We start from the raw sequence: 24,036 nt of genomic DNA, 5'->3' as shown, positions 1-24,036 counted from the left end.
GACACAAAAGCGCTGGACGCTTCCCGTCCTTCGAACCATCTCGGCTGGTATGACGCGCTTGCGGGCTTCGCTTCTCCTCGCCGCCGCCCTTGGTGGCTGCACCGTCGGGCCGGACTATCGGCCCCGTACCGCTGCCGAGCTGGGCGTGCCCGATGCCTATTCGGTCACCGCCGCGCCGACCAGCGCGGATCTGACGCAATGGTGGCGCAGCTTCGACGATCCGGTGCTCGGCCAGCTGGTCGAGCAGGCCGCCGCCAGCAATCTCGATCTGGCGCAGGCCACCGCGCGGCTGCGACAGGCGCGCGAAGCCTTGGTGCAAAGCCGCGCCAGCCTGCTGCCGACGCTTAACGGATCGGGCGGGTTCAGCCGCTCGGAAACGCTGCGTGGCGGGCAGACGCTGATCACGCTCCCCGATGGCACGACGCAGAGCATCGGCGGTGGTGGCGGCTCGAACTTCTCGCTCGGCCTCGACGCGCAATATCAGCTCGGCCTGTTTGGCGAGGTGCGCCGCACCGTCGAGGCAAGCCAGGCGCAATATGAGGCGTCGGGCTTCGATCAGGCGACCGTGCTCCTGTCGGTCGAGGCGGAGGTCGCGCGCAATTACGTGCTGGCGCGGCTGTACCAGCTGCAACTCGCCAATGCCCGCGACAGCCTGGCGTTGCAGGACGACAATCTCGAGATCGCCGGCTTCCGCGTCCAGGCGGGGCTCGTCTCCAGTCTCGATCAGGAACAGGCGCGGGTGCAGCGCGCGCAGACCGCCGCCTCCGTGCCGCTGATCGAGCAGCAATATAATGCCGCGGTGTCGCGCATCGGCGTGCTCACCGGCCAGGCGCCCGGTGCGCTGAAGCCGCTGCTCGCCACCGTTCGCCCGATCCCGCGCGGCCCCGCCACCGCCGGCGTCGGCTTCCCGGCCGATGTGCTGCGCCAGCGCCCCGACGTACGCGCTGCCGAGCGCAACCTCGCCGCCGCCACCGCGCAGATCGGCATCGTCAAGGCGCAGCTTTATCCCGCCCTCGCGATCAGCGGCAGTATCGATACGCGCGCGGGCGCCGTCGGCAATCTGTTCGACACCGTCACCGGTGGACTCTTCGCCGGGCTGACCCAGGCGATCTTCAACGGCGGTCGGCTGCGCAGCCAGGTGCGCGGCGCAGAGGCCACGGCCGACGCGGCGCTCGCGGCGTACAAGCAGACGGTGCTCGTCGCGCTGGAGGATGTCGAGAATGCCGTGGTCGCGCTCCAGACCGCGCAGGCACGCGAGCGAGAATTCACCGTGGCGCTGGAGGCAGCGAACAATTCCGCGCTGCTCAGCCGCAGCCAGTATCGCACCGGCCTCACCGACTTCACCACCTTGAGCCAGCAGGAGGCCGCCCTGCTGTCCGCCCGCAACAGCGCCGCGCAGGCGCGCGCCGATCAGGCGACTGCGCTGGTCCAGCTCTACACCGCGCTTGGCGGCGGCTGGGATAGTAGCGCCGCGCCCACCGCACCATCACCACAGAACACCAGGCAGGACGGAACCCGCTGATGGCCACCGAGCAGCTCGACGATTTCCTCGGGGTGAAGCCGCAGCCGGCATGGCGGCGCTGGGCGAAATGGGGTGCGATCGCGCTCGGCGTCGTCCTCCTGATCCTGCTCGGCCTGCGCCTGTTCGGCGGCAGCGAGGAGGCAGGCTATGCCACGGCGCCGGTGCGGCGCGGTAATCTCACCGTGACGGTGTCGGCCACGGGCAAGCTCGCCCCGACCAACCAGGTCACCGTCGGCTCGCAGCTCTCGGGGCTCGTCACCCGCGTCGTGGTGGACGTGAACGACCGCGTCACCGCCGGCCAGGCGCTTGCGCTTATCGATCCCGAGCAGATCGACGATCAGATCCGCGCCGGCCAGGCACAGCTCGCCGCCAATGTCGCCAGCGTCAATCAGGCGCGCGCCACCGTGTCGGAAGCGCAGGCGCAGCTTGCGCGGCTGGAGGAAGTGTACCGGCTTTCCAACGGCCGCGTACCCTCAAAGACCGAGCTTCAGGCCGGCCGTGCCGATGCCCAGCGCGCGGTTGCGGCGCTGCGCGTCGCGGAGGCGAATGTCGCTGCCGCGCGTGCCAATCTGTCGCAGAACCAGACGCAGCGGCAGCGCGCGATCATCCGCTCGCCCGTCAACGGTGTGGTGCTCGCGCGGCAGGTCGATCCCGGCCAGACCGTCGCGGCCTCGTTCAACACGCCCACCTTGTTCGTGATCGCCGAGGATCTCAGCCAGATGAAGCTGGAAGTCGCGATCGACGAGGCGGACGTCGGCGAGGTGAAAGAGGGGCAGAAGGCCAGCTTCACCGTGGACGCTTTCCCCGGCCGCACCTTTCCGGCCAGCATCACCCGCGTCGATCTCGGCTCGAACCTCACCGCCAGTGCGGCCAGTTCCTCCTCAAGCGGCACCGCATCGACCACCGCCTCGGCCGGGCAAGTGGTCTCCTACGCCGCCGACCTCACCGTCGCGAACCCCACCATGGAGCTTCGCCCCGGCATGACCGCGACGGCGGACATCGTTACCAGCGACAAGAAGAACGTGCTCCTCGTCCCCAACGCCGCCTTCCGCTTCAAGCCCACCGCGGCCGGCGGTGGTGGCAGCAGCGGCGGCATCGCCGGCTCGCTCACCTTCCGCCCGCGCCGCGATCGGCCCGAACGGCAGGCGACGCTCGGCCGCGGCGCGCAGCAGACGGTGTACGTGAAGGGCGCCGACGGTCAGCCGCAGGCGGTGCAGGTGACCACAGGTGACACCAACGGCTCGGTCACCGAAGTGCTGTCGGGCGGCCTCAAGCCCGGCATGGAAGTGATCACCGGCCAGCTCGCCGGTGGCGAAGAAGGCGCGGGCGGCGGCGGTGGTGGCCAGCGGCGCCAGCGGGCAGGGGGCGGCGGTGGCGCCTGAGGACCACGCCCCCGCTGCAGCCGCTGGGAACGGGCGCGAGGCGATCATCTCCTTGCGCGACGTCACCAAGGTGTACGGCAGCGGGCCGACCGCATTTCAGGCGCTGAAGGGCGTCGACCTCGACATTGCGGCGGGCGATTTCGTCGCGGTGATGGGCCCTTCGGGCTCGGGCAAGTCGACCACCATGAACATCCTCGGCTGCCTCGACGTGCCGAGTGGCGGCACGTTCCTGTTCCGCGGCCACCATGTCGAAACGCTCGATCGCGATCAGCGCGCGCTGCTCCGCCGCCGCTACCTCGGCTTCGTGTTTCAGGGCTTCAACCTCTTGAGCCGCACCAGCGCGCTGGAGAATGTCGAGCTGCCGCTGCTCTACCGCGGCGACGATCGCAAGGCACGGCGCGAGGCCGGGATGGCCGCGCTCGACAAGGTGGGGCTCGCCGATTGGTGGGATCATACCCCGGCCGAGCTGTCGGGCGGCCAGCAGCAGCGCGTCGCCATCGCCCGCGCCATCGTCACCCGCCCCGACGTGCTGCTCGCCGACGAGCCGACCGGCAATCTCGATTCCGAACGCTCGGTGGAGATCATGGAGCTGCTCACCGGGCTCAACCAGGAAAGCGGCATCACCGTGCTGATGGTGACGCACGAGCCCGAAATGGCGGCGTTCGCGCGCACGGTGGTGCATTTCAAGGACGGGCTGGTCGAGCGCATCGATACCAATCACCACATGGGCGAGGAGGTATCATGATCGGCGCGGCGGGACGGCAGAGGTAACAGGCGCATGTTCGGCACCACCTTCATTCTCGCGCTGCGCTCGATCCGGCGGCATCTGCTGCGCTCGTTCCTGACGACGCTCGGCATCGTGATCGGCGTCGCGGCGGTGGTGGCGATGGTCACGCTCGGCAAGGCGACGACCAGCGCGGTGCAGCAGCAGATCGCCGCGCTCGGCACCAATGTGCTCCAGATCCGCCCCGGCCAGGGCTTCGGCCGCGGCGGCGGCGGCCCGCGCCCGCCCGACTTCAAGCCCGAGGACGTCACCGCCATCCAGCAGCAGGTCGCCGGCGTCACCGCCGTCGCCCCGCAGGCCTCGACCACCGCCACCGCGATCTACGAAGGCGCGAACTGGTCCACCACGGTGCAGGGCACCACCAACGCGATCTTTACCGTGCAGCCCTGGCCGCTCGCGCAGGGACGCACCTGGACGCCGGCGGAGGAACAGGCCGGCAAGGCGGTGTGCATCATCGGCAATACCGTGCGGCAGAACCTGTTCCGCGGCGGCACGGCGGTCGGCCGGCGGATGCGCATCGGCGACATCAGCTGCGACGTGATCGGCGTGCTCACCGCGCGCGGCCAGGCCGGGTTCGGCGGCGATCAGGACGATACGGTGGTGATGCCGATCAAGGCGGTGCAGCGCCGCTTCACCGGCAGCCGCGACATCCGGCTGATGATGGTCGGCGTCGATCAGGCTTATTCCACCGCCGCGGTGCAGGCAGCCATCAGCGATCTCCTGCGCGAACGCCGCAACATCACCGGCACCAAGCAGGACGATTTCAACATCTTCGATACCAAGCAGATCAGCGACACGCTGACCGGCACCACCACGCTCCTCACCCGCATCGTCGCGGCGGTGGCGGCGATCAGCCTCGTCGTCGGCGGCATCGGCATCATGAACATCATGCTGGTGTCGGTGACCGAGCGGACGCGCGAGATCGGTATCCGCCTCGCCATCGGCGCCGTCGCACAGGAGGTGTTGCTGCAATTCCTGGTCGAGGCGGTGGTGCTGTCGATGCTCGGCGGGCTGATCGGACTGGTGCTCGCCCAATTGGTGATCGCCGCCGCCACGCCGCTGATGCAGGTGCCGTGGACGTTCGATCCCACGATCAACATGATCGCGTTCGGCATCGCCGCCGCGATCGGCGTGGTCTTCGGCTATTTCCCCGCGCGCCGCGCCGCCGGCCTCAATCCGATCGACGCGCTTCGCCACGAGTAGGCGCGCAAGGGGCATGGCCCTCCACGCCCCGCGCGCTTACATCCGGGTGCATGACCACGCGCTTTGACAGCCTGCCCAATCGCCGCGCGATCATTGATCGGCGCGCGGTCGCCGATGCCATCGCCGCGCTCGACCCGGCCGATCCGGCGGACCTGCGCCGCACCGCCACGGTCATGCTCAAGGACGCGCTCGACGCCGGCCGGGCGGAGATTGCGCGGCGTCTGGGCGAACGCCCCTCGCGCGGGCTGGACGCGGCCAACGCGCAGGCGTTCCTGATCGATCAATTGCTGATCGTACTGTTCGATCTGGTGACGCAGCGGCTATACCCGCTCAGCAACCCGACGGCGGCGGAGCGGCTGACGCTGGTGGCGGTCGGCGGCTACGGGCGCGGCGAGATGGCGCCGTTTTCGGACGTCGACATCGGCTTTCTCACCCCCTGGAAGCAGACGCCGTGGGCCGAGCAGGTGATCGAATCGGTACTCTACGCGCTGTGGGATCTGGGGCTGAAGGTCGGCCACTCCTCGCGCTCGCTCGATGAAATGGTGCGCCAGGCGAAGGGCGACGTCACCATCCGCACCGCGCTGCTCGAAGGGCGCTTCGTCTGCGGCGACGACAGCCTCTACCAGGAGGTGCAGACGCGTTTCCGGAGCGAGGTGACGCGCGGCACCGAGCGGCAGTTCATCGCCGACAAGCTCGCCGAGCGTAACGCGCGCCACGTGAAGATGGGCGACAGCCGCTACGTCGTCGAACCCAATGTGAAGGAGGGGAAGGGGGCGCTGCGCGATCTTCACGCGCTCTTCTGGATCGGCAAATACGTCTATGACGTCGATCGCGCCGCGCAATTGGTCGACAAGGGGCTGTTCACCCCGGCGGAATATCGCCTGTTTCACCGCGCCGACAACTTCTTCTGGGCGGTGCGCTGCCACCTGCACCTCGTTGCCGGGCGCGCCGAGGACCGGCTCACCTTCGACATGCAGCGCGAGATCGCCGAGCGGATGCGCTACGCCGACCGTCCGGGCAAGGCGGCCGTTGAACGCTTCATGCAATTCTACTTCCTGCAGGTGAAGAATGTCGGCGCATTGACCGGTGTGTTCCTCGCGCATGTCGATGATCTGTTCGCCGCGCGCGGTCGCCGCTTCGGCCTGCCGCTGCTGCGCCGCCGCCCGCGCAAGCTCAACGGCTTCGTGCTCGATCGCGGCCGGCTGGCGCTGCCGCATGACGGTTTCTTCGCCGAGGATCCCACCCGCTTGATCGAGATCTTCCAGCTCGCCGATCTGCACGAGGTGGAGATCCACCCGCTCGCCATGCGCGCCGCGACGCGCGATGCGAAGCTGGTCGACGAGGTGCGCACCGATCCGCGCGCCAATGCGCTGTTCCTCGATCTGCTCACCTCGCGGCACGATCCGGAGATGGTGCTGCGCTGGATGAACGAGGCGGGCGTGTTCGGCCGTTTCGTGCCCGATTTCGGCCGCGTCGTCGCGCAGATGCAGTTCGACATGTACCACCATTATACCGTGGACGAGCATACCATCCGCGCGATCGGCCTGCTCGCCCGGATCGAGCGCGGCGATCTTGCCGCCGATCACCCGCTCGCCTCGGGTATTCTGCCGCAGATCGTCTCGCGCCGCGTGCTCTACGTCGCGGTGCTGCTGCATGACATCGCCAAGGGACGCGGCGGCGACCATTCGATCCTCGGCGCGGCCGTGGCGCAGCGGCTGTGCCCGCGCTTCGGCCTGACCCGCGCCGAAACCGAAACGGTCGCCTGGCTGGTCCGCCATCACCTGCTCATGTCCGCCACCGCGTTCAAACGCGATCTGTCGGACTTCAAGACGATTCTCGATTTCACCGCCGTGGTGCAATCGGCGGAGCGGCTGCGGCTCCTTTTGGTGCTCACCATTGTCGACATCCGCGCGGTCGGCCCGGGCACGTGGAACGGCTGGAAGCGGCAGCTGCTCGGCGACCTGTTCGAGGCGGCGGAGGAGGTCCTGCGCCTTGGCCACAAGCAGCGCGGCCGTGACGAGCGGATCGCCGGCAAGCAGGCCGCGCTCGCCCAGGCGCTCGGCTGGGACGAAGCGGCGATCGCCGATTACGTCCGCCACTTCCCCGAGGCCTATTGGATCGCCGAGCCGGAGGACGTGCTCGAACACAATGCGCGCTTCGTCACCGGCATCGGGGAGGCGCGCCTCGCGATCGACGCGCAGGTCTATGCCCAGCGCGGCGCGACGCTCGTCACCGTCTATGCCGCCGATCACCCCGGCATCTTCTATCGCATCGCCGGCGCGATCCATGTCGCGGGCGGCAACATCATCGACGCGCGCATCCACACCACGCGCGACGGCATGGCGCTCGACAATTTCCTCGTACAGGATCCCTACGGCCGACCGTTCGACGAGCCCGCGCAGCTCGCCCGCCTCAAGACCGCGATCGAGGATGCGCTCGCCAATCGCGGCAAGCTGGTCGAGCGGCTGAAGGCCAAGCCGCTGCCGCGCACCCGCGCCGATGCCTTTCCGATCGAGCCTAATGTGCTGGTCGACAATCGCGCGTCCAACCGCTTCACCGTGGTGGAGGTGAATGCGCGCGATCGGCCCGCACTGCTCAATCAGCTCGCCCACGCGCTGTTCCAGTCGAAAGTGACGATCCATTCTGCGCATGTCGCCACCTATGGCGAGCGTGCGGTGGACACCTTCTATCTCACCGACCTGACCGGCGATAAGATCGCCAGCAGCGCGCGGCTGAAGACGCTGGAAAAGCGCCTGCTCGATGCCGCCGCCGGACGCCCGGTCGAGCTCGCCGCGTAACGCCCGCCTAGCGCTACACTCGCACCCGTCACATGACGGGAGAGTCGCGATGCCGGTGCTGGGAATGGGCGGACTGTTTTTTCGGGCGCGCGATCCGGATGCGCTCGGCGCCTGGTACGCCACACATCTGAAGGTCGGGCCAGGCTTCAGCGGCGGTCCCGCCGAACCGCCGAACGACTGGTTCTGGCAGGTGCAGGGCGGCCCCTTCGTCTTTGCGCCGTTCAGCCAAGCGAGCGACTATTTCGCCGCCGACAAGGCGTTCATGATCAATCTGCGCGTCAGCGGCCTTGCCGACATGATCCGCGATCTCACCGCAGGCGGCGTGCCGGTGGAGACCCGCGCCGAGTGGGACTCGCCAGAGGCAGGCCGCTTTGCACGCATCCACGATCCCGAGGGCAATGCGATCGAGCTGTGGGAACCACCTGCCTGACCCTGGCAACGAAAAAACCCCGGCGTCCGCGAACGGCAGCCGGGGTTTCTCTTGACCTTGGGGGCGGGTCATCCCCGCCCCGGTAAAGATCAGAAGCGCTTGCGCAGCGTCACGCCATAGGTGCGCGGCTCGGCCAGGAACGACGAGAAGATCTGGTTCGCCGGCGAGGTGCCGAGGCGCAGCGTCTGCGACAGGCTGCCCGCGCCCTGGAACGGCGCGTTGAACGCCACCTGCTGATAGTCCGTGTCGAACAGGTTCTGTACGAAGCCCTCGATCGACCAGCTCTTGTCCGGCCCGCGCACGCCGATGCGGGCGTTGGCGACGAAGAAGCCGTCCTGCTCCTTCTCGATGAACAGGTCGGAGCCGGTGTTATAGTCGCTGGTCATGCGGCCATCGACATAGAACAGCGCCGACAGGCCGGTGCTGCCGATATCCGGCGTCCAGCTGACCGACCCCGTCGCGACGTTGCGCGGCGCGTTCGACATCTGGCTGCCCGGCGTCAGGAATAGCGCCGGATCGAGCGGCTCGCCCGAAGCCGAGCCCACCAGGTTGCGGCGGAACTTGGTGTCGGCCAGCGTGTAGCCGAGGTTCACCGCAAAGTTGCGCGCCGGATAGAAGCCGAGCTCGAGCTCGACGCCCTGGCTGCGCACGCCCGTGCCGACATCGCCGGTGCAGGCGCCGGTCGCGGCCGAGCCGTCCTGATCCGCACCGTTCAGGCTTTCCGAGCACGACCCGATATTCTGCACCACGAAGTTGGTGCCGTTGAACGTGTTGAGCTGGAAATTCTCGAAGTCCGAACGGAACACGGTGAGGTTCGCGGTGAAGCGACGGCTCGAATATTTCACGCCCGCTTCGTAGCTGTTCACCAGCTCCGGATCGAAGCGCAGGCGTGCGGCGCCGGCGTTCGTCGGCGGAGCGAACGCGTTGGGCGCAAGCTCCGAGCGATCGAGGTTGTAGCCGCCGGCCTTGTAGCCACGCGAGTAGCTCGCATAGAACATCACGTCGCGCGTCGGCTTCCACGAGATGACGCCCGTGCCGGTGAACTCGTTCTCGTTGAAGTTGTTGCGCAGGTCGAGGCCGTTGAGCGCCACCGTCGAATTGCCGGTGCAGCCCAGCGTGATGATGCCGCCGGCCAGGCTCGCCAGCGCCGCATTGCCGAGCAGCGGGGCGAGGCCCTGCTGCAGCTGCGGGCAGACGGTGTTGGTGTTGTTGAACGTCGCGTTGAACTTCTTGGCTTCATGCGTCCAGCGCAGGCCGCCGGTGATCGACAGCGTGTCGGTCAGCTTGAAGATGTTGTGCGTGAAGAACGCGTAATTCTCGCTGTTCTGGTAATAACGCGCGTTGCTGTCGCCCAGGTTGTTGAGCGTCGAGAGCGTGCGCAGGCCACCGAGCAGCAGCGGCGCGGCCGGACCGAGCGCGCCGGTCAGCACGGCCGTCCCGGCGCCGCTGAGGCAGCCCGGCGCCGCCGGATTGCGCAGCGCCGCCGCCGGGTTGATCGTTGCGACGATGCGGCACGAAGCGAACGCGCCATATTGCGAACCGAACTGCAGGTTGTCGCCGATCGTCAGGTCTTCGTTCGAATAGAAGCCACCGATCAGCCAGTTCAGGCGATCGCCGAACGCCTCGCCCTGCAGGCGGACTTCCTGCGTGAAGGTGTGGAACTGGCGATAGGCGTTGCCGTCGTCGGCACGATAGCCAAGGTCGACGTTGCCGAAATCGATGTCGCCGGCATTGCCCGACTTGTATTCGCGATAGGCGGTGATCGACGTCAGCGAAGCGCCGCCGAAGTTATAGTCGATCTGCATCGACCCGCCGTAATCCTTGGTCTCGTTCGAATAGGCGCGGCCCGGCGAGAAGGCGATCTTGCGGTTGTACGGATCACCCGCGCTCGGGAAGACGCCGCCCAGGCTGCGCAGCACGTCGACGATGCGGTTGCCGTTCGGGTTGATCGTGAAATCGCCCGGCTGGCCCGGCGTCGGGTCCAGCTTCTCGCGCGTGTCGATGTACACCGCGCCGCAGCACTTCTCGTCGCGCCAGGTGTAATCGCCGAGCAGGCGGATCGACAGGTCGCTGGTCGGTTCGAACAACAGTTGCCCGCGCACGAACCAGCGGTTGCGATCGTTGTAATCGGTGTCGTTGACGACATCCTGCAGGAAGCCGTCACGCTTGTTGTACACGCCGTCGACGCGGAACGACAGAACGTCCTGCACGATCGGCCCGGTCACCGCGCCGGCGATGCGGACGTTGTCGTAATTGCCGTAGGTGCCCTCGAGATAGCCACCGAACTCCTGCGAGGGCATCTTGGTGTAGATGTTGATCGCGCCGGCCGATGCGTTGCGGCCCGACAGCGTACCCTGCGGCCCGCGCAGCACCTCGATCCGGTCGATCTCGCCGATGTCGTTCAGGCCCGAGCCGGTGCGGCTGCGGTACACGCCGTCGATGAACACCGCGACCGAGCTTTCGAGGCCGGGGTTGTCACCCACGGTGCCGATGCCGCGGATACGCGCGGAGGCGTTCGCCTCGCTGCCGGTCGAGGAGACGAGCAGCGACGGGGCGAGCTGCGTCAGGCCGCGAATGTCGTTGGCACCCGAATTCTGCAAGGCGGCTTGGTTCACCGCCGAAACGGCGATCGGCACGTCGGCCAGGCGCTCGGCGCGGCGGGTCGCGGTGACGACGATGTCGCCCGCGCCCATTGCCGGCGCGCCAAGATCGGTGTTGCTGGCCGGGGCGTCCTGCGGCTGCGCCACCGAACCGGCGGCGGTGGGATCCTGGCTCGGCTGCTCCTGCGCGAGCGCGGGCAGGGCGGCGAAAAGAACGGCAGTGGACAAAAGCGAGGCGGCGCGACGCATCGGGCTCTCCGGATTATTTTTTGAACATTGGGTTTGGTGCGCCGCCTTTAGTCTCACGGTGGAAACGTCAAAGGAATTTCTATCGCCGGAAGAACCTTTTCGAATGCCGCTGTCGCCGCGATGCCACGATTGGTCCGGAGCGGACCTGTCGCAAGTGTCAGTTGACGCTACGGCAAACACGAAAAAGGCCGCGTCTTGCGAAAGACGCGGCCCGTTCGCCGAAATCGGCCGAAAAAATTTACTTGGGCGCGAGCACCATCAGCATCTGGCGGCCTTCCATGCGGGGGTAGGCTTCCACCTTCGCCACCTCGGCGACCTGCTCGGCGACGCGCTGCAGCACGTTCATGCCCAGCTGGCCGTGGCTCAGTTCGCGACCGCGGAAACGCATGGTCACCTTCACCTTGTCGCCGTCACCGATGAACTCCTCCACCTTCTTCATCTTGGTGTCATAGTCGTGGTCATCGATGTTCGGACGCATCTTGATCTCCTTGATCTCCTGCGTCTTCTGGCTCTTGCGGGCGAGGTTCGCCTTCTTCTGCGCCTCGTACTTGTACTTGCCGACGTCCAGGAACTTGGCCACGGGCGGATCGGCGTTGGGCGACACCTCGACCAGATCGAGGCCGACTTCCTTGGCCTGCTCGATTGCCTGACGGGTGTACATCACGCCGAGATTCTCGCCCTCGTGATCGATCACGCGGACCTTCTGGCTCTGGATCCACTCGTTGAATCGCGGGCCGTTCATCGGCGGCGCCTGCATTGGCCGGCGCATCATGGGCGGACGGATGGTCAATTCTCCTGTTGCTTCAAACTTCCAATATATAATGCGTCCCGGCCCGGATCAAAAGAGTGCAATCGGCCACTTCGGCCGAAAGTATCGTCAAGATCACCCACGGCGGCCGGGCAATGGAGCGCCGCAATGCGAAAATGCCCGTTGCGCGCGATGCTGATGGGGCAGCGATGTCCCGAGTCGTGACCGGCACGGCGCCGCCGGGTTGCTAGTGCCGCCCCCGGCGCAGCCCCGGCAGTCCGGCGGCGCCCGCAAAGGCCAGCACCAGCGCAAGATGCACCGCCACCGTCAGCACGGCAACAAAGGCGATCAGGTCGCTCAGCGCCTCGTCCGGGCCGATCAGCAGGATGGCGACCGTGGCGAACAGCAATTCCTTGTTCGGGATCAGCGGCAGGCGAAAGACCAGCAGCCGCACCGCCAACAGAAACAGCCACATGCCCGCCGGGACGGCCGGCAGCGCGAGATGCCAGGCCAGCGCCAGCATCAGCGCGCCCGCCGCGATGCTCCCGCAATGGAGAAGGAACACCACCCACAATTGATGCCGCGGCAGCGAAAAGACGCGCTTGGAAAACAGGATCAGCAGCACGCTCAGCGCGAGTGCGATCACCACCGATCCCACCACCACGTTCAGGATGCCCGGCGGCATCAGGTGATAGCCGACCGGCAAGGCCAGCGCGCACAGGATGATCGTGGCGCCATTCCCTGCGATCGCGGACAAGAGCGACACGTCCTTTACCGCGCCGAACGGCGCCGCGACCAGATTGGCCCTGGCGCGCGCCCAGGCATAGAAATACGCCTCGCCCGAATAGCCGAGCACCAGATCGTTCGCGATCCGCTTCTTGTGCAGCGCGACGAACCCCGCCCAGGGTATGCCCCACAGATAACGGAAGATCAGGAAATCGCCCGTCGGCCCCACCATGTAGAGCGCGGCGAAGAAGACGTAGAACCACGGCGAATCCGGCGCGGCGCGGCTCAGCCCCGCCGGCCCCGCGTCGAGCAGTTCGCGCCCCAGCAGCACGATCATGATGACGCTCAGCACCGCGCCGACGACGGACGGCCAGCCGCGGCGAAGCGTGTTCGCCCGCTGCAAGGCCAAAGTTTCCGGCACGTCGCCCCGGATGATGCCGGCGGGCAGGCTGTCGGCGTTCGCGCTCAAGACGTCGGGCTTCCTTTGCACACGACCCATGTACCATTGTGCGGGTGTCCGGCGCGCGAATGGCGCCCGAATGTGGTTTCTTTTCGGCGGTCTTTAGGGCGGGGGGGCGCACGCGCACAAGATCAGCTGCTGCCGATCCGCGCCCAACTGCGCTCATGCGACACCTGACGGCGGCGCCTCTCAAACGCTCGGCTGGTTCAGGCCGGCTTCACCCGCTCCGGCGCGGCGGCCTGCACGGCCGGCAAAGCCAGGCTCGCCTCTTCCGCCGCCAGCAGCTTCGGATAGGCGTCCAGCGGCACGTCGAACCGCCGCGCGTTGGCAAGCTGCGGCACCAGGCAGATGTCCGAGATGTCGGGCGACGCCCCGCCCAGGAACGGCCCGTCGCCCGCCATCGCCTCGAGCGCGGTCAGTCCTTCCACCACCCAGTGGCGGTACCACTCGTCGCGCGCTGCCTGGTCGGCGCCGAACTGCGTTTCCAGCCGCTTCAGCACGCGCAGATTGTCGAGCGGGTGCGTGTCCGCCGCGATCACCAGCGCCCGCGCGAGCTGCGCGGAGCGGACGAACGGGTCCTTGTCCACCATCGGCGGATCGGCAAAGTTCGCGTCCAGCCAGTCGACGATCGCCAGGCTCTGCGTCAGCGGGCGACCATCGACCACCAAGGTCGGCACGAAGCCCTGCGGATTGATCGCCCGGTTCGCCGCATCGCCCTGCTCGCCCGTCAGCAGGTTCACCGGCACGCGCTCGTACGCGACCCCCTTCAGGTTGAGACAGATGCGCACCCGGTAGGAGGCGGACGAGCGCCAATAATCGTGCAGCACGATGTTCATGCGGGTGCGTCCTCCGTGTCGCGTTCCTCTTCGGCGACTTCCTTGCGCCGCTCCAGCGCCGCCTTGATCATCGCGGTCATCGGGTCGGCCAGCGCCAGGCCCAGGATGCCGAACAGCGCACTGGCCAGGATCTGCGCGCCCAGCGTCAGCGCGGGCGGCATGTCCACCGTGCGCTTCGCCACGATCGGGACCAGTACATAGCCATCAAAGGTCTGCACGATCACATAGGTGGCGATCGCCCAGATGCCGGTGTCGACCCCGGCCGAAAAGCCCACGGCGATCATCAGCGCGCCCGAGATGAACGCGCCGATATTGGGGATAAAGGCGAGAATGCCGGAAAGAATGCCGAGGATCATCGCCATCGGCACGCCGCCGACCATCAGCGCCAGCCAGGTCAGCACGCCTTCCGCGATCATGCCAAGAATGCGCCCGAACAGCAGCCGGCGCAGCGTCTGGCCCATGCGGCTGGCGGTGATCGCGAACTCGTCGCGCTTTTCCTCCGGGATCATCCATTGCAGGCCGCGCCGATAGACGTGTGGGTCGATGGCGATGAACAGGCCGATCACCAGGATCATGAACATGGTGGTGAGCGCGCCGACCGCGGTTCCGACCCATGAGGTGAGCCGCCCGACCGAGCTCATCGCCTGCCGCGCGATCCCGCTGATGTCCGATGGCGCGGGCATCAGCCCCTGATTGGTCAGCCAGCTGGTCAGCTGGACCGCCTGCGCTTCCAACGTGGCGCGCAGCTGGCCGACCTGCTCGGCTACCTGCACGCCGGTCAGCACGAATGTGCCGATCATGAAGATCAGCGTCAGCAGGCACACGATCAGCAGGCGCCAGTTGCGCCCGATCGGCAGCACGCGGCCGAGCAGCCGTACCCCGCCGTCGAGCAACGTGGCAAAGACGAAACCGGCAAAAATGATCAGCAGCGGCTGGATCAGCAGCACGACCAGTGCGATGGCAGACGCGAGGCCCAGCCAGACCGCGGCACGCTTGAATTCGTGCCGCATCGTCGGGTCACGGACTTCGCTGGGGCCGGCCCCGTCGACAACCGTGACCTGTTTGTCGTTCACCGTTGTTCCTTTGAAACCACTTCCTGCGGGTGAAGCGACACGCCGGTGCGCCCACTGCGCAGCGAGCCAAACCAGCTAAGCGGGTTCAAGGTTGCGGTGCCGTCGACCGAAAAGGTGATGAATTCGGCCCGCCCGCCGATATTCTCCCACGGCACCGGCCCGCCCAGCCCCTTTTCGCTGCCGCCCAGCGCGAAGCGGCTGTCGGCGGAGCGATCGCGATTGTCCCCCATCAGGAACAGGTGCTGCGGCGGAATGCGGATCGGCCCGTAATAATCGCCGGGGCTCGACCCCAGCTCCACCGTGTCGAAGCGCCGACCATTGGGCAGCGTCTCGGTCACGATCGGTAGGCGGCAGACGGTGACGCCGTCGGCGCGCGTGATCCGCGCCTCGGGATATTGCCACGGGTCGCAGGTGGCGTTCTGGTCGACCGGCAGGTCCTTGAAATGGATCGGCCCGCGCGTCACCGGCGTGCCGTTCAGCACCACAACGCCGCCGCGCACTTCCAGCGTGTCGCCCGGCAGGCCGATCACGCGCTTGATATAATCGCTCGTCTGCCCCGGCGGCGTCACGATCACCACATCGCCGCGCTTGGGCATCGCGCCCCACACGCGGCCGTGCCACGCCGGCAGCTGGAACGACCAGCTGTCTACCGGCTGATGCAGCACCGCGCCGCGAAAGATCGCCGCAGGGTTGGGCAGGGTGGGCGAAACGAACGACCAGCCATAGGCGAATTTGGACACCACCAGTCGGTCGCCGACCTCCAGCCCCGGCAGCATCGATTCGCTGGGAATATAGAACGGCTTGGCGATGAAGCTGTGGAACCCGAGCACCGCCAGGATCAGCCAGAACAGGCCCTTCAGCTCGCCCCACCAGTCAAAGCCGTGATGGCGCCGCTGTTCGGGGGCATGGTCTGCCGGCGGCTCGCCCGTCATCGGCAGTTTCTCGGCCAGATCGTTCACGGTCCTGGGGTTCACTCGTCCGGAATGGCCTCGATGATCACAAAGGCCTGCGCCCAGGGATGATCGTCGGTCAGTGTCAAATGGATGCGGGCGCGGTGGCCTGCGGGAATCATCGCGTCAAGCGCAGCCTTCGCGCCCCCGGCCAGCGCCAGCGTCGGCGCCCCCGACGGCGCGTTGACGACGCCGATGTCCTTCATGAACACGCCGCGGCGAAAGCCGGTGCCGACCGCCTTGGAGAAGGCCTCCTTGGCGGCGAAACGCTTGGCATAGGTGCCAGCGCGCGTGAACGGCCGGCGCTGCGCCTTGGCGCGCTCGACGTCGGTGAAGACGCGGTTCTCGAAGCGCGTGCCGAAGCGGTCGAGCGATTGCTGGATCCGCTCGATGTTGCACAGGTCCGATCCCAGGCCGACGATCACCGTGCGGCATCCATCGCCGCGCGCATCCGCGCGATGCTGTCCGCCAGCCCGACGAAGATCGCCTCGCCGATCAGGAAATGCCCGATGTTCAGCTCCACCACCTGCGGGATGGCGGCGATCGGCGCGACATTGTCATAGGTCAGGCCATGCCCGGCATGCACCTCGATGCCGTTCTTCGCCGCCAGTGCCGCCGCATCGGCCAGCCGGCGCAGCTCGTCCGCGCGCCGCGCGCCGTCCAGCTCGCAATAAAGCCCGGTGTGCAGCTCCACCACCGGCGCGCCGAGCCGCAGCGCGGCATCGATCTGCCGCGCGTCGGGCTCGATGAACAGCGACACGCGCGTCCCCGCCTCGCGCAGCGCCGCCACCATCGGGCACAGCCGCTCGAACTGTCCGGCGGCGTCGATCCCGCCCTCGGTGGTCCGCTCCTCGCGCTTTTCGGGCACGATGCACGCGGCGTGCGGTCGGTGGCGCAGCGCGATCGCCAGCATCTCCTCGGTTGCTGCCATCTCCAGGTTCAGCGGAATGGTCAGCGTGTCCGACAATCGCGCGATATCGTCGTCAGTGATGTGGCGGCGGTCTTCGCGCAGGTGCGCGGTGATGCCGTCCGCGCCCGCCTCGGCCGCCAGCGCGGCGGCGCGCACCGGATCGGGATAGGCGCCGCCCCGCGCGTTACGGACGGTCGCGACATGGTCGATGTTGACCCCGAGGCGCAGCGCCCGGGTCACGCGGCGGCCCGGCTGCCCGGCTTGATCGCCGGGATTGCGGCGAGCTCGGGCGGCAGCGCGTCGGGCTGATAGGTCGGCACGTCCAGCCGGATCAGCGGAAAGAACGGCACGCCGATATCCGCGCCGCCGTTGGAGCGATCGACCAGCGACGCCCCCGCGATCACGCGGCCACCCGCTGCCTCGATCGCCTTGATCGCCTCGCGCGAGGACAGCCCGGTGGTCACGACGTCCTCCATCATCAGCACCTCCTGCCCGTCCTCCAGGCGAAAGCCGCGGCGCAGCTCGAACGTGCCGGTCGGCCGCTCGACGAACATCGCCGGCACGCCCAGCGCGCGCGCCATCTCGTGCCCCGCGATGACCCCGCCCATCGCCGGCGAGACAACGGCGGAGATCCGCGCGCGCAGGTCGGCGGGCAGCCGCTCGGCCAGCGCCTCGGCCAGCCGCGCCCCGCGCCGCGGGTCCATCAGCACGCGCGCGCATTGCAGATAGCGCGAGGAGCGCAGCCCCGAAGACAGGATGAAATGCCCCTCCAGCAGCGCGTCGGCCGCCCGGAACTCTGCCAGAACCTCGTCGTCGGTCACCAAAAGCCCTTTCGTCGGGCCGCCGAGATACGAACGTCGCGCGCGCCATGCAACGGGCAGCGGCGTGATGGTCCTGCACGATCGGGCAGGTGGCGCGCGGAAATTAAAGCAACATGCGTGCTTGAGACGCGCGGCACCCGTCCGTATAGGCCACAAGGTCCAAGGGGTCTGCACAGGGGGGTGCGGACGCCGCACTGGAGAGGCGAAGGTTACCGCACGAATGAAAAGCGTGTTCAAGGGATTGATGCTCGCCGCCGGGCTTGCGATGGCCGGGCTTGCCCCTGCCGCTGCCCAGCCGGCAGCAACAGGGGGTGGCGCCGCGGGCGCGCCGACCGAGGCGGCCGCGATCGGCAATTCGGCCAATGTCACCGAACGGGCGCCCGACGTGGCGCCTGCAGCGCCCGGCGCGGCAACCGCCGACTCGGTGCCGCTCACGGCGCATCCGGTCATCGGTCAACCCACCGACCGGCTGATGTCGATCCAGCCGCAGGTCACCAAGAACGGTGAACGCGCGATGGGTTTCCACAACAACATCCTGCTGCCGCTCATTGTGGTGATCTGCTTGTTCGTGCTGGCGCTGCTCGTCTGGGTGGCGATCCGCTATCGCCAGGCGGCGAACCCGGTCCCGTCCAAGACCAGCCACAACACCATGATCGAAGTGGTGTGGACGCTGGCGCCGGTGCTGATCCTGGTCGCCATCGCCGTGCCCTCGATCGGGCTCCTTTCCGCGCAGTTCAAGCCGGCCCCCGCCGGCGCGGTGACGCTGAAGGCGATCGGCAACCAATGGTATTGGAGCTACCAATATCCCGATCACGGCGGGATCGAGATCACCGCCAACATGCTGAAGGAGCGCAGCGAGGTTGCCCCCGGCGAGCGCTTCCGCACCGATGCTGACGGCCCCCGCCTGCTCGCCACCGACAATCGCGTGGTGCTGCCGGTCGGCGTGCCGATCCGCCTCATCACCACCGCCAACGACGTGATCCACAGCTGGGCGATGCCCGCATTCTGGATCAAGCTCGATGCGGTGCCGGGCCGCCTGAACGAGACGAGCTTCACCATCGAGAAGCCGGGCGTCTATTACGGCCAGTGCTCGGAGCTGTGCGGCGCGCGTCACGCGTTCATGCCGATCACCGTCGAGGCGGTGTCTCCGGCGCAGTTCGCCGCCTGGATCCGTGAAAAGGGCGGGTCGATGCCGGGTGCCGGCCAGCCGTCGTCCGCTGCCATCCCGCAGCCGGGCGCAGACAATTCCGCCAGTGCCGCGGCAGAGGCTGCCGCCGCGGACAACCTGACCGGTCCGACGGAGAACGCCACCGTCGAACCCGCCACCTCCCCGCAGGGTGCCACCGCCAATCCGGGCGGCACCGGCGACTCGGGACGCTGATCATGACCGATACCGCACTCAACCCATCCGCCTTTCAGGCGCACGACGACCATGCGCACCACCATCACGACGCGGATCACAAGCCCGCGTTCTTCCAGCGCTGGTTCATGTCCACCAATCACAAGGACATCGGCACCCTTTACCTGATCTTCGCGATCTTCGCCGGCATCATCGGCGGCGCGATCTCGGGTCTGATGCGTATCGAGCTGCGTGATCCGGGCATCCAGTACCTGCCGACCTGGCTCGCCATGCTGCATGGCCCGGGCACGTTCGACGAGGCGCTGCACCTGTGGAACGTGATGATCACCGCCCACGGCCTCATCATGGTGTTCTTCATGGTGATGCCGGCGATGATCGGCGGCTTCGGCAACTGGTTCGTGCCGCTGATGATCGGTGCGCCGGACATGGCCTTCCCGCGCATGAACAACATCAGCTTCTGGCTGCTGGTGCCGTCCTTCCTGCTGCTGCTGTCCTCGCCGTTCTTCGGCGCGGGTGCGGGCACCGGCTGGACCGTTTATGCGCCGCTCTCCACTTATGGTGAGCCGGGTCCGTCGGTCGACATGGCGATCCTGTCGCTCCACCTGTCGGGTGCGTCGTCGATCCTGGGTGCGATCAACTTCATCACCACCATCTTCAACATGCGCGCACCGGGCATGACGCTGCACAAGATGCCGCTGTTCGCCTGGTCGGTGCTGGTCACCGCGTTCCTGCTGCTGCTGTCGCTGCCGGTTCTCGCCGCGGCGATCACCATGCTGCTGACCGATCGTAACTTCGGCACGACCTTCTTCGATCCGGCCGGCGGTGGCGATCCGATCCTGTACCAGCACCTGTTCTGGTTCTTCGGTCACCCCGAAGTGTACATCATGATCCTGCCGGGCTTCGGCATCATCAGCCACATCATCTCCACCTTCAGCCGCAAGCCGATCTTCGGCTATCTCGGCATGGCCTATGCCATGGTGGCGATCGGCGTGGTCGGCTTCGTCGTGTGGGCGCACCACATGTTCGCCACCGGCCTTTCGGTGAACACGAAGATGTACTTCACCGCCGCAACCATGGTCATCGCGGTGCCGACCGGCATCAAGATCTTCTCCTGGATCGCGACCATGTGGGGTGGCTCGCTCACCTTCAAGACGCCGATGGTCTGGGCGATCGGCTTCATCTTCATGTTCACCGTGGGTGGCGTGACGGGTGTGGTGCTCGCCAACGGCGGCGTCGACGATTACATGCACGACACCTATTACGTCGTGGCGCACTTCCACTACGTGCTGTCGCTCGGCGCCGTGTTCGCGCTGTTCGCCGGCTTCTATTACTGGTTCCCGAAGATGTCGGGGAAGATGTACAACGAGTTCCTCGGCCAGCTGCACTTCTGGGTGTTCTTCGCCGGCGTGAACCTCTTGTTCTTCCCAATGCATTTCCTGGGTCTCCAGGGCATGCCGCGGCGCTACCCGGACTATCCGGACGCCTACGCTTACTGGAACGGCATCGCGACGCACGGCTATGAGATCATGGCGCTGGGCATGGTGATCTTCTTCATCAATCTCGTCTGGTCGCTCGCCGCGGGCAAGAAGGCGCCCGACAATCCCTGGGGCGAGGGTGCCACCACGCTCGAGTGGACGCTGACGTCGCCGCCGCCGTATCACCAGTTCGAAACGCTGCCGGTGATCGAGGACGAAAAGCACCATTGATCGCCAACCGGTGACAGGAACAGCGCCCCGCGAGGAAACTCGCGGGGCGCTTTCTTTTTGGGAGAAGCTAAGCTGGCGCCGGGCGCGAGCAGGCGGCGGCTGAAGCATCGCACAGCCACGCCCCACCACCGCCCCGGCCAAGGGCGCAGCTTGGTCGCGGCTCGGCTCGGCTCGCACGTCACCCTCAGCCAGCGTCAATGCGACTCAGCACAAGCGTAGCAACTCGCGCCGCCTCGCAACGGGCAGCCCTCAGGACGTGGTCACCGTGTGCTACATGCGGATAAAGACACTCACCGATGCGACATGCGCCATCCGCACGTCGCCGCCCGGCGCATCGCGCGTCTGGTTCAGATACCCGGCCTCGATCGTCGATTTGCCCGCCAACGGGATCTCCACGCCGACGAAGCTGCGCACCTGATCGAACCCCGGCTCGCCGCCCCACTCGGCGGTCGTCAGCCCGACGAACCCCTCCACCGACGCCAGCGCCGCCACCCGCCGGCTACCCGGCGCGAGCGGATATTCGAACCGCATCATCTCCCGCGCGCGCAGCGACATGCCGTCGCCATCGTTGCGCCAGCGCTCTTCCAGCCGGGTACGCGATTGCACCTCCAGCTGCCCGATCGTGCCGACGTTCCACGTCACCTGCTGGAATAGGCGATCCTCCTGCAGATCCCGCCCACCATCGACCGGATCGATCACGCGCGCATAGCCCTGATAGATCGTCACCGCCTTGGATAGCTCGACGCCGACCGCCGGCCGCAGCAGCAATTGCTGCAATCGCGACACGCCGTCGCCGATCCGCGGTTGCACCTCGGCGAAGAACACCATCGGCCCTTCGATCTTGCCCGACACGGTGCCATTCACCCACACCGCCTCGTCATGGGTCGTCTGGGCGATAGCGGGCGCGGCGAATGTCACGCACGACAGGAGACAAAGCGGCAGAATACGGTGCATGACGCCAGTTGTACCCTGCCGGTCGGCACGCAGCCATGCGCCGTCTGATTGCAGCAACAAAAAGTTGGAGAGAGACATGCCCGAGTTTCGGACGCCTGAATTTCGGATGATCGATACCGGCCCGGTGCGCATCCGCACCGCCGTCGAAGGGGAGGGGCCGCTGGTCCTGATGGTGCATGGCTTTCCCGAAAGCTGGTATTCCTGGCGGCATCAGCTCGGGCCGGTGGCACAGGCGGGCTTCACCGCGGCGGCGATCGACGTGCGCGGCTACGGCGGCTCGGACAAGCCGACCCGCGTCGAGGATTACGCCATGGAGCATCTCGTCGCCGACATCGACGCGGTGGCGCAGGCGCTCCAACCCGGCGCGCCCGCGATCCTCGTCGGGCATGACTGGGGCGCGCCGCAGGTGTGGAATTCGGCGCTGACCCGGCCCGATCGCTTCCGCGCCGTCGCCGCGCTGTCCGTCCCCTATACCGGCGTGCCCGCGCGCCCGTTCACCGAAACGTTCCGTCACGCCTTCACCAACAAGGGCCGCTTCTTCTACCAGGAATGGTTCCAGGAGGTCGGCCCGGCGGAGCGCGAGGCGGAGGCCGACGTGCGCGATTTCCTGCGCAAATTCTATTACGCGATCTCGGGCGACGCCCCGCCGGGCACCTGGCCCACCAAGGCGGCCGGCGCGACCTTGCTGCAGGACATGGTCGATCCCGATCCCTTCCCCGCCTGGCTCGGCGACGCCGATCTCGATTATTACGTCGCCGAGTTCGAGGCATCCGGCTTCTTCGGCCCGATCAGCCGCTATCGCAATCACGAGCGCGACTTCGCCTGGCTCCAGCAATTCCGCGATCGCCGCATCGAGCAGCCGGCGCTGTTCATCGGCGGTACCAAGGATCCCGCCACCACCGGCTTTGGCGCGCTGCCCGATCCGATCGGGGTCATGCGCCCACACGTGCCGCGCGTCGAAGGGCATTTGCTGGAGGATTGCGGCCATTGGACGCAGCAGGAACGGCCCGAAGAGGTCAACCACCTGCTGGTCGATTGGCTCAAGGCCATCGGGTAATAGCCCGCGGCTGATTTTCGCCGGAAGGCGGCCGATTCTCGCCACAAAGCGGCTTGCTCCTCTGCCCGAAAGGCCGCAGCTAACCGGGGGGACAAGAGGGGGAAGCAAGCAGCGTGGCGACCGGAGGCGGACTGTTGAGCCGGTCGCTCGACCGCGGCACCGCCGCCCGGCTCGGGCGCACGCTGTCGGCGCAGGCCTATGGCCAGCTCGTCACGCTGGCCGTGCAACTCGCGCTCGTCCCGCTGCTCCTCCACGCCTGGGGGGTGCCGCTCTACGGTGCCTGGCTCTTGCTGTCGGCGGTGCCTTTCTACCTTACATTCAGTGACTTCGGCTTCACCTATGTGGCCAAGAACGCGATGGTCATGGCGGTCGCCGCCGGGCGACGCGACGAGGCGCTGCGCATCTTCCAGAGTATCTTCGCGCTGCTCGCGATCGCCGCCCCGCTGCTCCTCGCCGCCAGCGCCGCCGCGATCTTCCTTGCCGACGTTCCCGGCTGGCTCTCGGTCGACGCGGTCACGCCCGGAGCCGCGCGCACCACGCTCCTCCTGCTCATCGCCAACGTGCTGTTCTACCAGCTCTTTCTGCTGGTATGCGCTGGCATCCGCGCCGAGAACCGCCCCGCCAGCGAGGCGATGTGGGCGGCCAGTGCCCGCCTGCTCGAAGGGACCGCGGTCGCCGCCGCGGCGCTCGCCGGCGGTGGCCTGATCGCGGCCGCCGGCGCCATGCTGGCGGTGCGGCTGATCACGCTCGCCGCCGCCTACCGCTGGCTGCGCGGCCTGTCGCACTGGCTGTCGCTCGGCACCCGCCACGCCGATCATGCCACGCTTGCCGGCCTGTGTCGCCCGGCGCTCGCCTATATGCTCCTGCCGCTCGCCCAGGCGCTGCTGATCCAGGCGCCGTTGCTGATCGTCGGCGGCGCGCTCGGTGCCGTCGCCACCGTGATCTTCTCGACCACGCGCACCGTGTCGCGCGTCGGCATGGCGGCGATCAACATGCTTAACAACAGCGTGACGAGCGAATATGCCGCGCTCGCCGGGCGCGGCGATCGCCACGGCGCTGCGCGGCTGCTGCGCGTTCAGGCCGGCGTCACCGCGCCCCTCACGGCGGCTTACGCGCTCGCCGTGCTGATCGCCGCGCCCTTTGTGCTGCCGATGCTCACCCATGGCGCGGTGCAGCCGGTCTATCCCTTTCTTCCGCTGCTGGTCGCTGCCGTCGCGGCCGAGATGCTGTGGTCCGCGCTGTTCACGCCGATCGCATCGGTGAACCGGCATGGCGCCGTCACCCTCATCTTCCTGCTGGTGGCCACTGTGACGCTTGCCGCAGCCGCCGTGCTTGCCCCGATCTTCGGGCTGAGCGGGATCGCCGCCGCGCTCCTCGCAGGGCACATCGCGATGATCCCGGTCATGATCTGGGGGCACCGCCGTGCGCGATAGCGCCGCGCCGCGCTCCATCCTATTCATTGGCCTG

At 67.5% G+C, this 24,036-nt stretch carries 20 protein-coding genes; 10 read left to right on the top strand and 10 right to left on the bottom strand.

Annotated features, from left to right (window positions below; all coding sequences use genetic code 11):
• The first annotated feature begins 49 nt into the window (after positions 1-49).
• From SPDO_RS10035 to SPDO_RS10010, 6 genes are read left to right on the top strand one after another with little or no spacing between them, the layout of a single operon-like run.
• Positions 50-1,522, top strand: coding sequence for an efflux transporter outer membrane subunit (locus SPDO_RS10035; protein WP_088367329.1), 1,473 nt, complete (start codon positions 50-52; stop codon positions 1,520-1,522).
• Positions 1,522-2,904: an efflux RND transporter periplasmic adaptor subunit gene (locus tag SPDO_RS10030; protein ID WP_088367328.1), complete on the top strand. Its 1,383-nt coding sequence runs from the start codon at positions 1,522-1,524 to the stop codon at positions 2,902-2,904. Before SPDO_RS10035 ends, SPDO_RS10030 begins: the two co-directional genes overlap by 1 nt.
• Complete coding sequence (locus SPDO_RS10025; RefSeq protein ID WP_425441951.1) at positions 2,894-3,649, top strand: ABC transporter ATP-binding protein; 756 nt, start codon at positions 2,894-2,896, stop codon at positions 3,647-3,649. The genes SPDO_RS10030 and SPDO_RS10025 overlap by 11 nt, the downstream gene beginning before the upstream one ends.
• Positions 3,650-3,682: 33 nt before the next feature.
• Complete coding sequence (locus tag SPDO_RS10020) at positions 3,683-4,891, top strand: ABC transporter permease (RefSeq protein ID WP_088367327.1); 1,209 nt, start codon at positions 3,683-3,685, stop codon at positions 4,889-4,891.
• Between the two features lie 50 nt (positions 4,892-4,941).
• Positions 4,942-7,689: a [protein-PII] uridylyltransferase gene (locus tag SPDO_RS10015; protein ID WP_088367326.1), complete on the top strand. Its 2,748-nt coding sequence runs from the start codon at positions 4,942-4,944 to the stop codon at positions 7,687-7,689.
• Positions 7,690-7,738: 49 nt separating this feature from the next.
• A complete protein-coding gene (locus SPDO_RS10010; protein ID WP_088367325.1) occupies positions 7,739-8,119 on the top strand; it encodes a VOC family protein in 381 nt (126 codons plus the stop codon).
• Positions 8,120-8,208: 89 nt separating this feature from the next.
• Here the strand turns inward: SPDO_RS10010 and SPDO_RS10005 are convergent, their stop codons facing one another.
• The 9 genes from SPDO_RS10005 to pyrE form a co-directional block, all read right to left on the bottom strand.
• Positions 8,209-10,968 (bottom strand): TonB-dependent receptor, encoded by a 2,760-nt coding sequence (locus SPDO_RS10005; RefSeq protein ID WP_088367324.1) that lies wholly within the window; start codon positions 10,966-10,968, stop codon positions 8,209-8,211.
• A gap of 238 nt (positions 10,969-11,206) precedes the next feature.
• Entirely contained in the window at positions 11,207-11,740 is a 534-nt protein-coding gene (gene infC, locus SPDO_RS10000) for a translation initiation factor IF-3 (protein ID WP_088367323.1), read from the bottom strand.
• Between the two features lie 223 nt (positions 11,741-11,963).
• Positions 11,964-12,911, bottom strand: a complete 948-nt coding sequence (locus tag SPDO_RS09995) for a hypothetical protein (protein WP_245829358.1) — start codon at positions 12,909-12,911, stop codon at positions 11,964-11,966.
• A 197-nt stretch (positions 12,912-13,108) separates the two neighbouring features.
• Positions 13,109-13,738 carry a maleylacetoacetate isomerase gene (gene maiA, locus SPDO_RS09990; protein ID WP_088367322.1) on the bottom strand — a complete coding sequence of 210 codons (630 nt, stop codon included), beginning with the start codon at positions 13,736-13,738 and terminating at the stop codon, positions 13,109-13,111.
• Positions 13,735-14,748: an AI-2E family transporter gene (locus tag SPDO_RS09985; RefSeq protein WP_088367496.1), complete on the bottom strand. Its 1,014-nt coding sequence runs from the start codon at positions 14,746-14,748 to the stop codon at positions 13,735-13,737. The genes maiA and SPDO_RS09985 overlap by 4 nt, the downstream gene beginning before the upstream one ends.
• A 59-nt stretch (positions 14,749-14,807) precedes the next feature.
• Complete coding sequence (lepB, locus tag SPDO_RS09980; protein WP_088367495.1) at positions 14,808-15,743, bottom strand: signal peptidase I; 936 nt, start codon at positions 15,741-15,743, stop codon at positions 14,808-14,810.
• Positions 15,744-15,781: 38 nt separating this feature from the next.
• Entirely contained in the window at positions 15,782-16,186 is a 405-nt protein-coding gene (gene acpS, locus SPDO_RS09975) for a holo-ACP synthase (RefSeq protein WP_088367321.1), read from the bottom strand.
• Entirely contained in the window at positions 16,183-16,911 is a 729-nt protein-coding gene (locus tag SPDO_RS09970) for a pyridoxine 5'-phosphate synthase (protein ID WP_088367320.1), read from the bottom strand. The genes acpS and SPDO_RS09970 overlap by 4 nt, the downstream gene beginning before the upstream one ends.
• Entirely contained in the window at positions 16,908-17,492 is a 585-nt protein-coding gene (pyrE, locus tag SPDO_RS09965; RefSeq protein WP_088367494.1) for an orotate phosphoribosyltransferase, read from the bottom strand. The genes SPDO_RS09970 and pyrE overlap by 4 nt, the downstream gene beginning before the upstream one ends.
• Before the next feature lie 220 nt (positions 17,493-17,712).
• On the opposite strand from pyrE, the gene coxB reads away from it, so the two are divergent.
• Together coxB and ctaD are read left to right on the top strand one after the other, a co-directional pair.
• Positions 17,713-18,873 carry a cytochrome c oxidase subunit II gene (gene coxB, locus SPDO_RS09960; protein ID WP_088367319.1) on the top strand — a complete coding sequence of 387 codons (1,161 nt, stop codon included), beginning with the start codon at positions 17,713-17,715 and terminating at the stop codon, positions 18,871-18,873.
• A 2-nt stretch (positions 18,874-18,875) separates the two neighbouring features.
• Positions 18,876-20,558 (top strand): cytochrome c oxidase subunit I, encoded by a 1,683-nt coding sequence (ctaD, locus tag SPDO_RS09955; RefSeq protein ID WP_088367318.1) that lies wholly within the window; start codon positions 18,876-18,878, stop codon positions 20,556-20,558.
• A gap of 270 nt (positions 20,559-20,828) precedes the next feature.
• Here ctaD and SPDO_RS09950 read toward each other — a convergent pair whose 3' ends face one another.
• A complete protein-coding gene (locus SPDO_RS09950; RefSeq protein WP_088367317.1) occupies positions 20,829-21,512 on the bottom strand; it encodes a DUF2490 domain-containing protein in 684 nt (227 codons plus the stop codon).
• A 76-nt stretch (positions 21,513-21,588) separates the two neighbouring features.
• Here SPDO_RS09950 and SPDO_RS09945 point away from each other — a divergent pair, with 76 nt between their 5' ends.
• Positions 21,589-22,569, top strand: a complete 981-nt coding sequence (locus SPDO_RS09945; protein ID WP_088367316.1) for an alpha/beta fold hydrolase — start codon at positions 21,589-21,591, stop codon at positions 22,567-22,569.
• Positions 22,570-22,703: 134 nt separating this feature from the next.
• A complete protein-coding gene (locus tag SPDO_RS09940) occupies positions 22,704-24,002 on the top strand; it encodes a lipopolysaccharide biosynthesis protein (protein WP_088367315.1) in 1,299 nt (432 codons plus the stop codon).
• The last annotated feature ends 34 nt before the right edge of the window (positions 24,003-24,036 follow it).

The organism is Sphingomonas dokdonensis (assembly GCF_002197685.1).
Classification (GTDB): Bacteria; Pseudomonadota; Alphaproteobacteria; order Sphingomonadales; family Sphingomonadaceae; genus Sphingomonas; species Sphingomonas dokdonensis.
Note: the sequence above shows the minus strand (reverse complement) of the source record. Positions and strands in the feature narration are given on the sequence as shown.

What these genes read in the sequence shown, in the direction of transcription:
- lepB (WP_088367495.1), bottom strand. Translation starts at nt 15,743, where the DNA reads ATGACGGGCGAGCCGCCGGCAGACCATGCCCCCGAACAGCGGCGCCAT.
- SPDO_RS10010 (WP_088367325.1), top strand. Translation starts at nt 7,739, where the DNA reads ATGCCGGTGCTGGGAATGGGCGGACTGTTTTTTCGGGCGCGCGATCCG.
- maiA (WP_088367322.1), bottom strand. Translation starts at nt 13,738, where the DNA reads ATGAACATCGTGCTGCACGATTATTGGCGCTCGTCCGCCTCCTACCGG.
- ctaD (WP_088367318.1), top strand. Translation starts at nt 18,876, where the DNA reads ATGACCGATACCGCACTCAACCCATCCGCCTTTCAGGCGCACGACGAC.
- SPDO_RS09945 (WP_088367316.1), top strand. Translation starts at nt 21,589, where the DNA reads ATGCCCGAGTTTCGGACGCCTGAATTTCGGATGATCGATACCGGCCCG.
- SPDO_RS10030 (WP_088367328.1), top strand. Translation starts at nt 1,522, where the DNA reads ATGGCCACCGAGCAGCTCGACGATTTCCTCGGGGTGAAGCCGCAGCCG.
- SPDO_RS09985 (WP_088367496.1), bottom strand. Translation starts at nt 14,748, where the DNA reads ATGCGGCACGAATTCAAGCGTGCCGCGGTCTGGCTGGGCCTCGCGTCT.
- SPDO_RS10015 (WP_088367326.1), top strand. Translation starts at nt 4,942, where the DNA reads ATGACCACGCGCTTTGACAGCCTGCCCAATCGCCGCGCGATCATTGAT.
- SPDO_RS09950 (WP_088367317.1), bottom strand. Translation starts at nt 21,512, where the DNA reads ATGCACCGTATTCTGCCGCTTTGTCTCCTGTCGTGCGTGACATTCGCC.
- SPDO_RS10005 (WP_088367324.1), bottom strand. Translation starts at nt 10,968, where the DNA reads ATGCGTCGCGCCGCCTCGCTTTTGTCCACTGCCGTTCTTTTCGCCGCC.
- coxB (WP_088367319.1), top strand. Translation starts at nt 17,713, where the DNA reads ATGAAAAGCGTGTTCAAGGGATTGATGCTCGCCGCCGGGCTTGCGATG.
- SPDO_RS10020 (WP_088367327.1), top strand. Translation starts at nt 3,683, where the DNA reads ATGTTCGGCACCACCTTCATTCTCGCGCTGCGCTCGATCCGGCGGCAT.
- infC (WP_088367323.1), bottom strand. Translation starts at nt 11,740, where the DNA reads ATGATGCGCCGGCCAATGCAGGCGCCGCCGATGAACGGCCCGCGATTC.
- SPDO_RS10035 (WP_088367329.1), top strand. Translation starts at nt 50, where the DNA reads ATGACGCGCTTGCGGGCTTCGCTTCTCCTCGCCGCCGCCCTTGGTGGC.